The 13,788-nt window shown below is 69.8% G+C and carries 13 protein-coding genes; 9 read left to right on the top strand and 4 right to left on the bottom strand.

Annotated features, from left to right (window positions below; translation table 11 throughout):
- Positions 1-79: 79 nt before the first annotated feature.
- On the top strand, positions 80-715 hold the full coding sequence (maiA, locus tag FBY21_RS02600) for a maleylacetoacetate isomerase (protein ID WP_074967929.1): 636 nt from the start codon (positions 80-82) through the stop codon (positions 713-715).
- A 164-nt stretch (positions 716-879) separates the two neighbouring features.
- Positions 880-1,956: a 4-hydroxyphenylpyruvate dioxygenase gene (gene hppD / locus FBY21_RS02595; protein WP_142008431.1), complete on the top strand. Its 1,077-nt coding sequence runs from the start codon at positions 880-882 to the stop codon at positions 1,954-1,956.
- 133 nt (positions 1,957-2,089) lie between these two features.
- Here the strand turns inward: hppD and FBY21_RS02590 are convergent, their stop codons facing one another.
- Positions 2,090-2,878 (bottom strand): IclR family transcriptional regulator, encoded by a 789-nt coding sequence (locus FBY21_RS02590; RefSeq protein ID WP_074967925.1) that lies wholly within the window; start codon positions 2,876-2,878, stop codon positions 2,090-2,092.
- Between the two features lie 102 nt (positions 2,879-2,980).
- Here FBY21_RS02590 and hmgA point away from each other — a divergent pair, with 102 nt between their 5' ends.
- The gene (hmgA, locus tag FBY21_RS02585) at positions 2,981-4,285 is read left to right on the top strand and encodes a homogentisate 1,2-dioxygenase (protein WP_142008429.1); all 1,305 of its coding nucleotides are present in this window, start codon (positions 2,981-2,983) and stop codon (positions 4,283-4,285) included.
- Positions 4,286-4,288: 3 nt separating this feature from the next.
- Positions 4,289-5,584, top strand: a complete 1,296-nt coding sequence (fahA, locus tag FBY21_RS02580) for a fumarylacetoacetase (RefSeq protein WP_142008427.1) — start codon at positions 4,289-4,291, stop codon at positions 5,582-5,584.
- Between the two features lie 54 nt (positions 5,585-5,638).
- Here fahA and FBY21_RS02575 read toward each other — a convergent pair whose 3' ends face one another.
- Positions 5,639-6,784, bottom strand: a complete 1,146-nt coding sequence (locus FBY21_RS02575) for a murein transglycosylase A (RefSeq protein ID WP_253543622.1) — start codon at positions 6,782-6,784, stop codon at positions 5,639-5,641.
- 136 nt (positions 6,785-6,920) lie between these two features.
- On the opposite strand from FBY21_RS02575, the gene FBY21_RS02570 reads away from it, so the two are divergent.
- Together FBY21_RS02570 and FBY21_RS02565 are read left to right on the top strand one after the other, a co-directional pair.
- A complete protein-coding gene (locus tag FBY21_RS02570; protein ID WP_142008425.1) occupies positions 6,921-8,348 on the top strand; it encodes a mechanosensitive ion channel family protein in 1,428 nt (475 codons plus the stop codon).
- A 70-nt stretch (positions 8,349-8,418) separates the two neighbouring features.
- Positions 8,419-8,790, top strand: coding sequence for a YidH family protein (locus FBY21_RS02565; RefSeq protein WP_074967919.1), 372 nt, complete (start codon positions 8,419-8,421; stop codon positions 8,788-8,790).
- 279 nt (positions 8,791-9,069) lie between these two features.
- Here FBY21_RS02565 and FBY21_RS02560 read toward each other — a convergent pair whose 3' ends face one another.
- A complete protein-coding gene (locus FBY21_RS02560; protein ID WP_142008423.1) occupies positions 9,070-9,960 on the bottom strand; it encodes a LysR family transcriptional regulator in 891 nt (296 codons plus the stop codon).
- Positions 9,961-10,060: 100 nt separating this feature from the next.
- Here FBY21_RS02560 and FBY21_RS02555 point away from each other — a divergent pair, with 100 nt between their 5' ends.
- Positions 10,061-11,047 carry a cyclase family protein gene (locus FBY21_RS02555; RefSeq protein ID WP_044407060.1) on the top strand — a complete coding sequence of 329 codons (987 nt, stop codon included), beginning with the start codon at positions 10,061-10,063 and terminating at the stop codon, positions 11,045-11,047.
- Positions 11,048-11,390: 343 nt separating this feature from the next.
- Positions 11,391-12,236 (top strand): EamA family transporter, encoded by an 846-nt coding sequence (locus FBY21_RS02550; RefSeq protein WP_142008421.1) that lies wholly within the window; start codon positions 11,391-11,393, stop codon positions 12,234-12,236.
- Positions 12,237-12,264: 28 nt separating this feature from the next.
- Here FBY21_RS02550 and FBY21_RS02545 read toward each other — a convergent pair whose 3' ends face one another.
- A complete protein-coding gene (locus tag FBY21_RS02545; protein WP_044407066.1) occupies positions 12,265-12,609 on the bottom strand; it encodes an I78 family peptidase inhibitor in 345 nt (114 codons plus the stop codon).
- 285 nt (positions 12,610-12,894) lie between these two features.
- On the opposite strand from FBY21_RS02545, the gene FBY21_RS02540 reads away from it, so the two are divergent.
- Complete coding sequence (locus FBY21_RS02540) at positions 12,895-13,782, top strand: pseudouridine synthase (protein WP_142008419.1); 888 nt, start codon at positions 12,895-12,897, stop codon at positions 13,780-13,782.
- Positions 13,783-13,788: the final 6 nt, after the last annotated feature.

Genomic DNA, 13,788 nt, shown 5'->3' with positions numbered 1-13,788 from the left:
ACGCAGAGTGTAAATAGATTATGAAAACAACAGCGTCGGCGGCCTCCCCGACTGGCGCGTGACCTTGCGAGAGCCTGCCATGGACCTCTACACCTATTACCGCTCCACCTCCTCCTACCGGGTACGCATCGCCCTGGCACTGAAGGGGCTGGAGGTCCACATGCTCCCGGTCAACCTGATCAAGGACGGCGGCGAACATCGCCAGCCGGCCTACCGCGCCATCAACCCCCAGGGCCGCGTGCCCGCGCTGCGTACCGACGAAGGCGCGGTGCTGATCCAGTCCCCGGCCATCCTCGAATACCTCGACGAACACTACCCCGAGCCCGCCCTGCTGCCCGGCGATGCGCTGCAGCGCGCCCGCCAGCGCCAGGTGACGGCGCTGATCGGCTGCGACATCCACCCATTGCACAACGTGGCTGTGCTCAACCGCCTGCGGCAGATGGGCGCCGATGAAACCACCGTCAACGACTGGATCGCCCACTGGATCGGCGAGGGCCTGGCGGCGGTGGAGGCGCTGATCGGCGACACCGGCTACTGCTTCGGCGACGCACCGGGCATGGCTGATGTCTACCTGCTGCCGCAGGTGTACGCCGCCCGCCGCTTCAACGTGGACCTCTCCGGCTACCCGCGTATCCTGAGGGTCGAACGCCTGGCGCTGGAGCACCCCGCCTTCCGCGCCGCCCACCCGGACGCCCAGGCCGACAAGCCGGCCTGAGGAGCGCACCCATGCAGAGCCTCGCTTTCAAGGTCACCATCGGCGACCACCTCGCGCGCAGCGTGCGCGGGGTGTCCTGCGCGCCGCCGCGAAGCGTTTGATCGACCGACAGACGCCTTCAACCTTTCGCGGCGCGACCGCAACCTGATCCGAGGAGCCATGCCATGGCCGACATCTTTGAAAACCCCATGGGCCTGATGGGCTTCGAGTTCATCGAACTCGCCTCCCCCACCCCCAACGTCCTTGAGCCGGTGTTCGCCGCCATGGGCTTCACCAAGGTGGCCACCCACCGTTCCAAGGACGTGCACCTGTATCGCCAGGGCGAGATCAACCTGATCCTCAACAACGAGCCCAAGAGCCAGGCCGCCTACTTCGCCGCCGAACACGGGCCCTCCGTGTGCGGCATGGCCTTCCGCGTGAAGAACGCCCACCAGGCCTATGCCCGCGCCCTCGCCCTGGGCGCCCAGCCCATCGAGATTCCCACCGGGCCGATGGAACTGCGCCTGCCGGCGATCAAGGGCATCGGCGGGGCGCCGCTGTACCTGATCGACCGCTTCGGCGAAGGCTCGTCGATCTACGACATCGACTTCGAGTTCATCGAAGGCGTGGACCGCAACCCCAAGGGCGCGGGCCTGAAGATCATCGACCACCTCACCCACAACGTGTACCGCGGCCGCATGGCCTACTGGGCGGACTTCTACGAGAAGCTGTTCAACTTCCGCGAGATCCGCTACTTCGACATCAAGGGCGAGTACACCGGGCTGACCTCCAAGGCCATGACCGCGCCGGACGGCATGATCCGCATCCCGCTCAACGAGGAATCCTCCAAGGGCGCCGGGCAGATCGAAGAGTTCCTGATGCAGTTCAATGGCGAGGGCATCCAGCACGTGGCCTTCCTCACCGACGACCTGATCAGCACCTGGGACAACCTCAAGGCCCTGGGCATGCGCTTCATGACCGCACCGCCCACCACCTACTACGAGATGCTCGAAGGCCGCCTGCCCAACCACGGCGAGCCGGTGGAGGCCCTGCAGTCACGCGGCATCCTGCTGGACGGCACCTCCGAAGGCGGCGAACGCCGGCTGCTGCTGCAGATCTTCTCGGAGACCCTGCTCGGCCCGGTGTTCTTCGAGTTCATCCAGCGCAAGGGCGACAGCGGCTTCGGCGAGGGCAACTTCAAGGCCCTGTTCGAATCCATCGAACGCGACCAGATCCGCCGGGGCGTGCTCACCACCGAGTGAGTCACCGCCCTAACGAGAAAGCCCGCATCAAGCGGGCTTTTTCATGACTGCCATCCAGCACCTGTGGGAGCGGTTTCAACCGCGAAAGCGCTTCGCTCTTACAACTGCACGCGGCCTACCGGGACGCCCTCGCTCACGCCGGACGAACGCCCGCCATCCGCGCGGTGATGGTTTCGGCCGCCTGCTTCAGCAACGCTGCCGCGCGGCCGCTGGTCTCGGCATGGAAGCCGCTGGCGGCGCCCACCACCGTGATCACCCCGGCGATCTGCTCGCCGACCGCGAACACCGGCGCGGACAGCGCGTTGACCCCTGGCATCAGCAAGCCGTGCACGTGGTGCAGGCCGCTGGCACGGATCTCCGCGACCTGGGCCGCCAGGGCCTTGGCATCGGGTACGCCGGGCAGGTGCGCTTCCTCGTCCCGCAGCGGCGCGAACTCCGCCTCCGGCAGGTAGCTGGCGAACACCAGCCCGGTGGAGGAGCCCAGCAGCGGCAGCACCGAGCCCACGCGGGTCACCAGGGTCACCGCGCGCAGCGGCTGCTCCACATGCACCACCGTCGGGCCCTTGTTGCCCCACACGGCCAGGAAGCAGGTCTCGTTGAGTTCATCGCGCAGGGCCGACAGCGTCGGTGTGGCCGCACGCACCACATCCAGCCCGCCGATGGCGGCCAGGCCGACGAACAGGGCCTCGGGCCCCAGGCCGTAGTGGTTGGTGGTGGCGTCCTGGGCAGCGAAACCACTGGCGATCAGCGCCTGCAGGTAGCGATGGACCTTGGCCGCCGGCATGCCCAGGTGCTCTGCCAGCCGTGACAGCGACGTGGCCGGCGCCAGCTGGGCCAGCCCCTTGAGGATCTCGGTGCCGACTTCCGCCGCCTGCACCTTCTGTCGCTTGGACGCCTCGGCGTCGTCCTTCTGGATGGCCATGCACTGCCCCGCTTCGCTTAGGAGGCCGCTGTTATAGCTTGACCCCTTCCGCCTTTCAAATTACGTTATCCGTAATTCAATTACAAAAACCAGAGGCCATCCATGTCACCCGCGCTGCCCTTCTCCGACCTGCACTACCTGAGCGGTTTCAACAACGAGTTCGCCAGCGAGGCCCTGCCGGGCGCCCTGCCCGTCGGCCAGAATTCCCCGCAGCGCGCGCCCTATGGCCTGTATGCCGAGCAGTTCTCCGGCACCGCCTTCACCGTGCCGCGCGCCGAAGCCCGCCGCACCTGGCTGTACCGCATCCGTCCTTCTGCCGCGCACCCGCGCTTCGAGCGCCTGGAGAAGCAGATTCCCGGCCGCGAGATGGGCCCGGTCAACCCCAACCGCCTGCGTTGGAACCCCCACCCCATTCCCCAGGCCCGCACCGACTTCCTCGACGGCCTGCTGACCCTGGTCGCCACCGCCGATGCCGAGCAGGCCAGCGGTGTCAGCGTGCACCTCTATTGCGCCAACGCCTCCATGGAGCGGGTGTTCTTCAACGCCGACGGCGAATGGCTGATCGTCCCCGAGCAGGGCCGCCTGCGCCTGGTCACCGAACTGGGCGTGCTGGAGGTGGAGCCGCTGGAGATCGCCGTCATCCCCCGTGGCATGAAGTTCCGCGTCGAACTGCTGGACGCCAGCGCCCGGGGCTACATCTGCGAGAACCACGGCGCGGCCCTGCGCATCCCGGACCTCGGCCCCATCGGCAGCAACGGCCTGGCCAACCCCCGTGACTTCCTCGCCCCGATGGCCCGCTACGAAGACCTGGAAGCCCCCACCGTGCTGGTGCAGAAGTACCTCGGTGAACTCTGGGCCACCACCCTCGGCCACTCGCCGCTGGACGTGGTCGCCTGGCACGGCAACAACGTGCCCTACAAGTACGACCTGCGCCTGTTCAACACCATCGGCACGGTCAGCTACGACCACCCGGACCCGTCGATCTTCACCGTGCTCACCTCGCCCAGCGACACCCCCGGCATGGCCAACGTAGACTTCGTGATCTTCCCGCCGCGCTGGATGGTGGCCGAGAAGACCTTCCGCCCGCCGTGGTTCCACCGCAACCTGATGAACGAGTTCATGGGGCTCATCCAGGGCGCGTACGATGCCAAGGCCGACGGCTTCGCCCCCGGCGGTGCCTCGCTGCACACCTGCATGAGCGCCCACGGCCCGGACAACGCCAGCACCACCGCCGCCATCGCCGCCGAGCTCAAGCCCCACAAGCTCGACCACACCATGGCCTTCATGTTCGAGACCGGCCGCGTGCTGCGCCCCAGCCGCTACGCCCTCGAATGCGCCGCCCTGCAGAGCGACTACGATGCCTGCTGGGACGGCATGGCCAAGACCTTCGACAAGGGCAGGATCTGATCGATGACTTCACACGACACCCGCACCAGCTGGATCGAATCGGCCAACGGCCACCCCGACTTCCCCCTGCAGAACCTGCCGCTGGGCATCTTCAGCCCGGCCGGCGGCCCCCCCCGTGGCGGCGTCGCCATCGGCGCGCACATCTTCGACCTGAAGATCGCCAGCACGGCCGGCCTGTTCGACGGTGAGGCCGCCGAAGCCGCCCGCGTCGCCGCCGGCGAAGACCTCAACGCCTTCTTCGCCCTCGGCGCCAACGCCCGCCGCGCCCTGCGCCGCCAGCTGCAGGAGCTGCTCGCCGCAGGCAGCCCCGCCCAGGCCCGCCTGGAGGCCCTCGGCGCCGAGCTGCTGCCGCTGGCCGCCGACTGCCAGCTGCACCTGCCGGCACGCATCGGCGACTACACCGACTTCTACGTCGGCATCCACCACGCCAACAACGTCGGCCGGCTGTTCCGCCCGGACAACCCGCTGCTGCCCAACTACAAGTACGTGCCCATCGGCTACCACGGCCGCGCCTCCACCGTGTGCGTCTCCGGTACCCCGGTGCACCGCCCCAACGGCCAGACCCTGCCACCGGGCGCCGAAGTGCCGAGCTTCGGCCCCAGCAAGCGCCTGGACTACGAACTGGAGCTGGGCATCTGGATCGGCCAGGGCAACGCCATGGGCGAGGCCATCGAGATCGGCCGCGCGGCCGAGCACATCGCCGGCTTCTGCCTGCTCAACGACTGGTCCGCCCGTGACCTGCAGGCCTGGGAATACCAGCCGCTGGGACCCTTCCTGGCGAAGAACTTCGCCACCACGGTTTCGCCCTGGGTGGTGACCGCCGAGGCGCTCGAGCCCTTCCGCACCCCGCAACCGGCCCGCCCGGCCGGCGACCCGCAGCCGCTGCCCTACCTGCTGGACGCGGCCGACCAGGCCAACGGCGCCTTCGACATCAAGCTGGAAGTGCTGCTGCAGAGCGCCGCCATGCGCGAGCAGGGCATCGACCCGGTGCGCCTGGCCCTCTCCAACACCCAGCACATGTACTGGACCGTGGCGCAGCTGGTGGCCCACCACGCTGTGGGCGGCTGCAAGCTGCAAGCGGGCGACCTGTTCGGCTCCGGCACCCTGTCCGGCCCCGAGCCGGATGCCTTCGGCAGCCTCCTGGAGAGCACCTTCGGCGGCAAGCAGCCGCTGACCCTGCCCGGCGGCGAGCAGCGCACCTTCCTGCAGGAAGGCGACGAAGTGATCCTCAAGGCCTGGTGTGAACGCGAGGGCCTGCCCCGCATCGGCTTCGGCGAGTGCCGCGGCCGCATCCTCTGAGACCAGCCCCATCCTGCCTGGCGCGGGATGGGGCGCTCGCTCTACCTACCGCGTCTATTTCACCTCGGGCAACGGCACGCCGTTGGGCCAGAGCAGCCACAGGCGGCCGTCCTGCTTCATGTGGCCGGCCAGTTCGCCCGCCTCATCCCCCGTGCCCCAGAACAGGTCGGCACGCACTTCCCCGACGATAGCACCGCCGGTGTCCTGGGCCGCCACCGGGCGGATGACCGGGGTGCCGTCCGGGCGGGTGGTCTCCAGCCACATCAGGCTGCCGAGGGGAATCACCTTGCGGTCGATGGCCACGCTGTAGCCGGCGGTCAGCGGCACGTTCAACGAACCACGGGGGCCTTCGGGGCTGTCCGGCCGGGTGACGAAGAACACGTAGCTGGGGTTGCTCGCCAGCAGCTCCGGTACCCGCGTCGGGTTGGCACGGGCCCAGTCGCGGATGGCGCCCATGTTCACCTCCTCCTTCTTCAGGTAGCCCTGCTCCACCAGCCAGCGCCCCACCGGGCGGTACGGGTGGCCGTTCTGGTCGGCGTAGGCGACGCGGATCTGGCTGCCGTCCTCCAGACGGATGCGCCCGGAACCCTGGATCTGCAGGAACTGCAGGTCCATCGGGTCACCCAGCCAGGCCAGCACCGGGCCGGCATCGGGCTTCTCGCGCAGGGTGGCGGCATCGTCGTAGGGCTTGAGCACACGCCCCTCCAGGCGGCCGCGCAGGCGCTTGCCCTTCAGCTCGGGGTACTGGGACTCCAGCGCCACCACGATCAGGTCGTCCGGCACGCCCAGCACCGGCACCGTCATCTGCTCGGAACGGGCCAGGCTGCCCGGGTAGACGGGCTCGTAGTAGCCGGTGATCAGCCCGCGCTCGCCCTCGCCGGAGCGCAGGCTGTAGAGCGACAGGCGCGCCTGCAGGAAGGTGCGCACCGCAGCCGGGTCGTCCGCGACACCCACGGCCTCGGCACACACCGGGCCCCACACCGGGTCGCGGGCCAGGCGTTCGCACGCAGAGCGCCAGGTAGTGAAGCCGGCCAGCAGGTCGGCATCGCTCACCGGCGGCAGGTCGCTCCAGGCCACGCCCTGGTAGCGCGGCAGCGCCGGGGCTTCGCGTTTCGGGGTGTCGTCGCAGCCGGCGAGCAACAGGAAGGGAGCCAGGGCGAAGGGCCACAGGCGGCGCAGGCGGGAAAGGGACTGGATCAAACGTCGGGTTCCTGGCTGGCAAAAAGAAGCGCGCAGCTTGGGGGAGCCCACCGGCAACGTCAAACGCTGGCCCCTTGCCGTCACCCCCGGCGCCCTTGCTATCTTGGCGCACCGCCGCCATCGCCCCGAGACCTCCATGCCCACCCTCATCGCCAGCCATCCGCTGATCGCCGGCCTCGCCCTGTTGCTGCTCGACATCCTCGCCTGGCGCCTGCTGCCGGCCAGCCCGCGTCCCTGGCGCGTGGCCGCACGGCTGGGGCTGTTCCTGCTCTACAGCTGGGTGCTGATCAGCGCCGGCCTCAGCCCGCTGCTGCCGCCTCCGGGGGCCGACAGCGCCGAAGGCCTGGCCGGCACCGCGCTGGAAATCCTCTGGTGGCTGTACGGCGCCCGCACCCTCACCGTGGTGCTGGGCCTGGTGCTGATCGGCCGCAGCGGCCACACCGGGCGACTGCTGCAGGACGTGCTCGGCGCGCTGATCTTCCTGCTCGCCCTGGTGGCGGCGGCGGCCTACGTGCTGCAACTGCCGGTCAAGGGCCTGCTGGCCACCTCCGGCGCCATGGCCATCGTGGTCGGCCTGGCGCTGCAAAGCACCCTCGCGGATGTGTTCTCCGGGATCATCCTCAACACCACCCGCCCCTACCAACTGGACGACTCCATCGCCATCGACGGCCTCGAAGGCAAGGTCATCGAGATCGACTGGCGCGCCACCCACCTGCTCACCAGCCAGGGCAGCACCGCCGTGATCCCCAACTCCCTGGCGGCCAAGGCGAAGATCATCAACAACAGCCGCCCCCGGGAGATCCATGGCGTGGCCATCACCCTGGAGGTGCCCGCCAGCATCCGCCCGCGCCGGGTGCTGGACGCCCTGGAGCGCACCCTGCGCGGCTGCCGCGACCTGCTGGCCACCCCCGCACCCAAGGTGGCGATGAAAAGCGCCGGCGTGGAGGTCAACCAGTACGAGATCAGCGGCTTCATCGGCGCCGGCGCCAGCAAGGTGGACGTGCGCAACCTGCTGTTCGACCTGGCCCACCGCAACCTGGAGGCCGCCGGCCTGCAGCGGGTGGGCGAAGCGGCCGAACACCCGCGCTCGCGCGAGCGCCTGCTGCTGGACGAGGTGAAGGTCTTCCGCGCCCTGGGCGACGAGGAGAAGGAGCGCCTGGCCCGGCTGATGACCGTCAGCGACCACCCCGCCGGCCAGGTGCTGCTGGAGCGCGGCGACGTGGCCGGGCAGCTCCTGGTGATCGGCAGCGGCGTGGTGTCCACCGCCCTGCCCGACGGCGACGGCTGGCTGGAGGCCGGGCGCATGGGCCCGGGCGAAGTGATGGGCGAGGAAGGCATCAACGGCGACGCGCCCTCCAGCGCCCGCTTCACCGCCCTCACCTCCTGCCGGCTGTACCGCATCGACGCAGCGGAGATCCGCGATTGCCTGGCGCAACGCAGCGAAGTGCGCACCGCGCTCGACAAGCTGCAGGCCTTCCGCACCCAGGCCAGCCAGTCCCTGCTGACCGAGAAACCCACCGCCATCCGCAAGGGCGGTTTCCTCAGCTGGCTGCACCGGCGCTGAAGCCGGCCGGGTCGCCGTAGCGGCCCGGACATGGCAGGCTTGCCCGGTCCCGTCTTGCCCTGGAGTGACGATGTCCGACCTCAACGACCCCCGCGTCTTCTTCGCCGCCGAGCGCACCCTGCTCGCCTGGAACCGCACCAGCCTCGCGTTGATGGCCTTCGGTTTCGCCATCGAGCGCACCGGCCTGCTGCTGCACCTGCTGCAGCCCGAGCACGCCCAAAGCCTGCAGAACCGCGCGTCCTACTGGGTCGGCCTGGCCCTGCTGCTGCTCGGCGCCTGGTGCGCCTGCTGGTCCTCGCTGCAGTACCGCAAGGTGCTGCGCACCCTCAGGCCCATCGAGATCCCCGAGGGCTACAGCGTCAACTCCGGCCCGCTGATCAACTTCGGCATCGCCCTGCTGGGGCTCGCCCTCGGCGTCTTCCTCCTGCTCGGCCACGCCTGACGGCAGACCACCGCATCGCGCCGTGGCGCCTGCACCGGTACATCGAGGTCCTGTCTAACGCCGATTTCCCGGGCTGAAGCCCGGGCTACGAGGAGCGCCACGCCACACTCCGAGGCGACATGCGGTGCCAGCGCAGGGCATCGGCGCGATGCGGTTCGCCGAGCTCACCGCATCCTACGGGGCGTGCCCATCAGGCCGGGTGCCGTGGCCCGCTCCGGTAGGGTATCCATCCACCATCGAGGCCCCGTCTAGCGCCGATTTCCCGGGCTGAAGCCCGGGCTACGTTTCGCCTGCCAGGCGTTCGGCGAGGAAGTCGACGAACACCCGCACCTTCTGCTGCAGGTGGCGGTTGCTGGCGTACAGGGCGTAGATGGTGCGCCGGGCCAGTTGCTGTTGCGGGAGCACCCGCTGCAACTGGCCGCTGGCAAGCAGCGGGTTGGCGATGAAGGACGGCAGCGCGCCGATGCCGAGGCCCGCCACCAGCATCTCGCCGAGCATCAGGCTGTTGTCCGCCGAAAGCCGGGTACGCAGCTCCACGCCGCGCCCCTTGGGGCCGTCCAGGCGCCAGCCGCCGGGGTTGTCGGCCAGGCGGTAGGCGAGGCAGTCGTGGCCGCACAGGTCCTCCACCTGCCGGGGCGTGCCCCGCGTCGCGAGGTAGCCGGGCGACGCGCAGATCACCTGCTCCACCTCACCCAGGCGCCGGGCGATGAGGCTGGAGTCGGGCAGGCTGGAGCGGATGCGCAGTGACACATCGAAGCCTTCGGAGACCGGGTCCAGCAGGTGGTCGTCCAGGGTCAGCTCCACGTTCAGTTGCGGGTACAGCGCCATGAACTCCACCAGCAGTGGCGACAGCACCTTGAGGCTGAACGACAGCGGCGCGTTGACCCGCAGGCGCCCGCTCACCTCCCCGGTGCCCAGGGCGGTGGCGTTCTCAAGGGCATCCAGCTCGTCCAGCAGGCGGCAGCACTCGGCGAAGTAGGCGCGCCCGGTGTCGGTGAGGCTCATGCGCCGGGTGGTGCGCAGCAGCAACAGGCTGCCCAGGCGCGCCTCCAGCTGGCGGACCTGCTTGCTCACCGCAGCGGTGGACTGGCCCAGGTCGACGGCGGCCTTGCTGAAGCCATCGAGTTCGACGACGCGGCGGAAGGTCCGCATGGCAACGAGCAGGTCCATATTTTCCCTTGGGTTGAATGTATTTCAGCGGAGGCGGAGATTATCTCTTCAGGGCTGACAAATACCATCGCGGCATCCATCACCCACAAGGAATACCGCCATGCACCTGCCACGCCCCCTTTCCCGCCTCGCCGCCCTGCCCCTGCTGCTGTCCCTGGCCCAGGGCGCCCTCGCCGCCGAGGAAGTCGGCAAGAGCCCCTGGGGGCCGAAGGACGAGATCGGCCGCCTCAACCTGATCACCCCCGAGTCCCGCGCCGCCATCCTCGGCCGCCTCAGCGGCGGCAAGGCCTACGACCTGGCCGTGGAGTACTTCATCGGCATGCCCAGCTGGCAGGCGGCGGGCGACCCGCCCTACCAGATGTGGATGACCCACACGCCCCACGGCAACCTGCTGGCCGACCCGATGGGCGTCGGCGAGGCGATGAACCGCCACGTCAGCTACACCGGTTCGGCGGTGTCCATGTACGCCCACATGGGCACCCACATCGACGCGCTCAACCACTTCGGCCTGGAGGGCAAGATCTGGAACGGCTACGCCGCCGCCGACCACCTGGGCGACCGCGGCTGGAACGTGACCGGCGCGGAGAAGCTGCCGCCCATCGTCGCCCGTGGCGTACTGATCGACATCCCCGCCGCCAAGGGCGTGGAGCTGCTGCCGGACAGCTACCGCGTCACCCGCCAGGACCTGCAGCAGGCATTGGGCAAGCAGGGCGTGCGCCTGCAGAAGGGCGACGTGGTGCTGATCCGTACCGGGCGCATGCGCGCCTACGAGGACGCCCAGCGCTACATGACCAACCCGCCGGGCCTGAGCCTGGACGCGGCGAAATTCCTCGTCGAGGACGGCGGCGCCATGGTGGTGGGGGCGGACAACCTCAGCTTCGAGACCTTCCCCACCGAGGTGCCGGACAACTACATCCCCGTGCACACCTACCTGCTGGCCCAGCAGGGCGCGCCGATCATGGAGCTGGTGGACCTGGAAGGCCTGTCGCGGGACAAGGTCTACGAATTCGCCTTCATCGGCGCCTCGCTGAAGTTCCGCGGCGCCGACGCCGCCCCGATCCGCCCGGTGGCGCTGCCGATCAAGTAGACGGGGTGCCGGGCCATGGACGTGATGCGGTTCGTGCCCATCAGGCCGGGTGCCGTGGCCCGCTCCGGCAGGGTGGATGGCGCTTTTTCCATCCACCATCGGGGCCCCGTCTAACGCCGATTTCCCGGCTGAAGCCCGAGCTACGGGGAGCGCCCCGCACTTCGAGTGCTGCCAGCGCAGGGCATGGGCGCGATGCGGTTTGCTGAGCTAACCGCATCCTACGGAGGGTGCCCATCAGGCCGGGGGCGGTTTCACAGGGGCTGGGGGGCTGTGTCACTATCGCGCCTCCCTGGCGGCGCCCCCGGTGGGCGCTGCGTCTTCGTCGGTACAAGGAAGATCGCGCTTGGACACCTCGGTATTCCTGGTGGTGATGGCCGCCGCTGCGCTGCATGCGGGCTGGAACGCGCTGCTGAAGATTGGCCTCGATCGCCTGCTCACCGCCACGCTGATCCAGCTCGCCGCCGGGCTGATCTCGCTCTGCGCCCTGACCTTCGTCGCCGTGCCCCAGGCGGCGGCGTGGCCGTGGATCGCGCTCTCGGCGTTGCTGCACATCGGCTACAACAACTTCCTCGCCCGCGCCTACCAATACGGCGACCTTGGCCAGGTGTACCCCATCTCCCGGGGCAGTTCGCCGTTGCTGGTGGCGCTGCTCTCGCTGCTGTTCCTCAACGATGGCCTCGGCCTGCCGGAGCTGGCCGGGCTGCTGACCCTGGTGGCGGGCATCTGGCTGATGGCCTGGCGCGGTGGGCGCACCGGCGTGGGGTTGAGCCGGGGCATGCTGACCTGCTCGCTGCTGACCGCCGCCTTCATCGCCGGCTACACCCTGGCCGATGCCCAGGGCGCGCGCAGCACTGGCGATGCGCTGTCCTATGCGGTGTGGCTGTTCGCGGTGAACGGGGCGGTGATGGCGGTGGCCATCGTGGTGCAGCGCGGACCGGGGGTGTTGCGGCAGCTGGGGCCTTACTGGCGCAGCGGGCTGGCAGGCGGGGCGATGTCGCTGCTGGCCTACGGCATCGTCATCTGGGCGATGACCCTGGCGCCGGTGGCGATGGTCTCGGCCTTGCGGGAAACCAGCGTGGTGTTCGCCCTGCTGATCGGGCGGGTGTTCCTCAAGGAGCCGATGCCGCCGGTGCGGCTGCTGGCGTGCGGGGTGATCGCGATGGGCGTGGTGGTGATGAAGCTGGGGTAGCGGCCCCGCAGCGCAGGGCCGCCCGGGGTCAGCCGCAGCTGACGCCCTTGATCAGGTTGGCGTCGTCGGTGTCCAGGTTCAGGCGACGGGAGTTGTACTCCAGGGTCATCACGCTGCCCGGCTTCAGCACGCGAACGTCGGCGGCGCCGGCGGCACGGCGGGCTTCTTCGACGCGCTCCGGGGTGGCGGCCTGGCCGATCAGAGCGCGGGCCGGGGCCGAGGAGCAGCGGCCGTCGGTGGTCGGGTCCGCCTGGGTGGTGGCCGGGGCGGCCTTGGTCTCGGCAGGTTTGTCGGTCGGGGCGCTGGTGGAGCTGCAACCGGCCAGCAGGGCCGCCGCCAGGGCCAGGCCGAGGGTGATGGAAGTGCGAGACATACTGCGTTCCTCTTGTTGAAGGCAAAGCCGAATCCGGGTGGCCGGGACGGGCGCCGAGCGCGAGCATCCGACCTGCTGCGACGGCCGCCGTTCCCCGGCGGGTCGGGCATTGTAGCCTGAGCCCGGCGCCCTGCCGGGAGCCCCTTGGGCGAAATACCGCAGCCCATCACACCCGGCCCACGGCCGGCGCGCCCTGCAGCCCACGCCCGGCGCCCGTCCGCCGAGTTTGACCGGCGCCAGCGGCTGCGGCCTAATGCGCGCCCGCCCCGACGCCCCGAGACGGCCATGCCCAGCCCCAACGTACGCCCCAGCACCCTGCGCCTGCCGCCCGGCCCCTGGTCGACGCTGCTGGACGGCCTGTGCGCGCGCTTCCCCGCCATCGACCGCGCCACCTGGCTGGACCGCCTGGCCCGGGGCCGGGTGACCGATGCCGACGGCCACGCGCTGAATGCCGATACGCCGTACCAGGCCGGCGAGCTGGTGCGCTACTTCCGCGAGGTGCCCCAGGAGCGCGACATCCCCTTCGAGGAGCGCGTGCTCTACCAGGACGATCACCTGGTGGTGGCCGACAAGCCGCACTTCCTGCCGGTGATGCCCGCCGGGGAATACGTCGAGCAGACGCTCCAGGCGCGCCTCACCAAGCGCCTGGGCAACCCGCACCTGGTGCCCATCCACCGCATCGACCGGCACACAGCCGGGCTGGTGCTGTTCTCCTGCGAGCCGAGCACGCGGGGCGCCTACCAGGCGCTGTTCCGCGAACGCGAGGTGCACAAGCGCTACGAGGCCGTGGCCGCGCCCCTGCCGCAGCTGGACTTCCCCCTGGTGCGGCGCACGCGCCTGGAGCCGGGCGAGCCGTTCTTCCGCATGTGCGAAACGGACGGACCGCCCAACAGCGAAACCCGCCTGGAGGTGATCGAACGCGGCAGCCGGCACTGGCGCTATGCGCTCTACCCGGTCACCGGGCGCAAGCACCAGTTGCGGGTGCAGATGGCCGGGCTGGGCGCCGGCATCCTCCATGACCTGTTCTACCCCGAGCTGCTGGACGCCCGTGACCAACACGACGACCACGCCCGCCCCCTGCAACTACTGGCCCGCGCCCTGGCCTTCCGCGATCCGCTGAGCGGCCGCGACCTGCAGTTCGAGAGCGAGTTGAAGCTGCTGCCGCTGGACTGAAGTGCC

The organism is Pseudomonas sp. SLBN-26 (assembly GCF_006715895.1).
GTDB lineage: Bacteria > Pseudomonadota > Gammaproteobacteria > Pseudomonadales > Pseudomonadaceae > Metapseudomonas > Metapseudomonas otitidis.
The sequence above is the reverse complement of the archived record's forward strand: the minus strand, read 5'-3'. Positions and strand labels throughout refer to the sequence as shown.

Bases quoted from the DNA above. Each gene is read 5' to 3' on its own strand.
- maiA (WP_074967929.1), top strand. From the start codon at position 80: ATGGACCTCTACACCTATTACCGCTCCACCTCCTCCTACCGGGTACGC.
- hppD (WP_142008431.1), top strand. From the start codon at position 880: ATGGCCGACATCTTTGAAAACCCCATGGGCCTGATGGGCTTCGAGTTC.
- FBY21_RS02590 (WP_074967925.1), bottom strand. From the start codon at position 2,878: ATGGCCATCCAGAAGGACGACGCCGAGGCGTCCAAGCGACAGAAGGTG.
- hmgA (WP_142008429.1), top strand. From the start codon at position 2,981: ATGTCACCCGCGCTGCCCTTCTCCGACCTGCACTACCTGAGCGGTTTC.
- fahA (WP_142008427.1), top strand. From the start codon at position 4,289: ATGACTTCACACGACACCCGCACCAGCTGGATCGAATCGGCCAACGGC.
- FBY21_RS02570 (WP_142008425.1), top strand. From the start codon at position 6,921: ATGCCCACCCTCATCGCCAGCCATCCGCTGATCGCCGGCCTCGCCCTG.
- FBY21_RS02565 (WP_074967919.1), top strand. From the start codon at position 8,419: ATGTCCGACCTCAACGACCCCCGCGTCTTCTTCGCCGCCGAGCGCACC.
- FBY21_RS02560 (WP_142008423.1), bottom strand. From the start codon at position 9,960: ATGGACCTGCTCGTTGCCATGCGGACCTTCCGCCGCGTCGTCGAACTC.
- FBY21_RS02555 (WP_044407060.1), top strand. From the start codon at position 10,061: ATGCACCTGCCACGCCCCCTTTCCCGCCTCGCCGCCCTGCCCCTGCTG.
- FBY21_RS02545 (WP_044407066.1), bottom strand. From the start codon at position 12,609: ATGTCTCGCACTTCCATCACCCTCGGCCTGGCCCTGGCGGCGGCCCTG.
- FBY21_RS02540 (WP_142008419.1), top strand. From the start codon at position 12,895: ATGCCCAGCCCCAACGTACGCCCCAGCACCCTGCGCCTGCCGCCCGGC.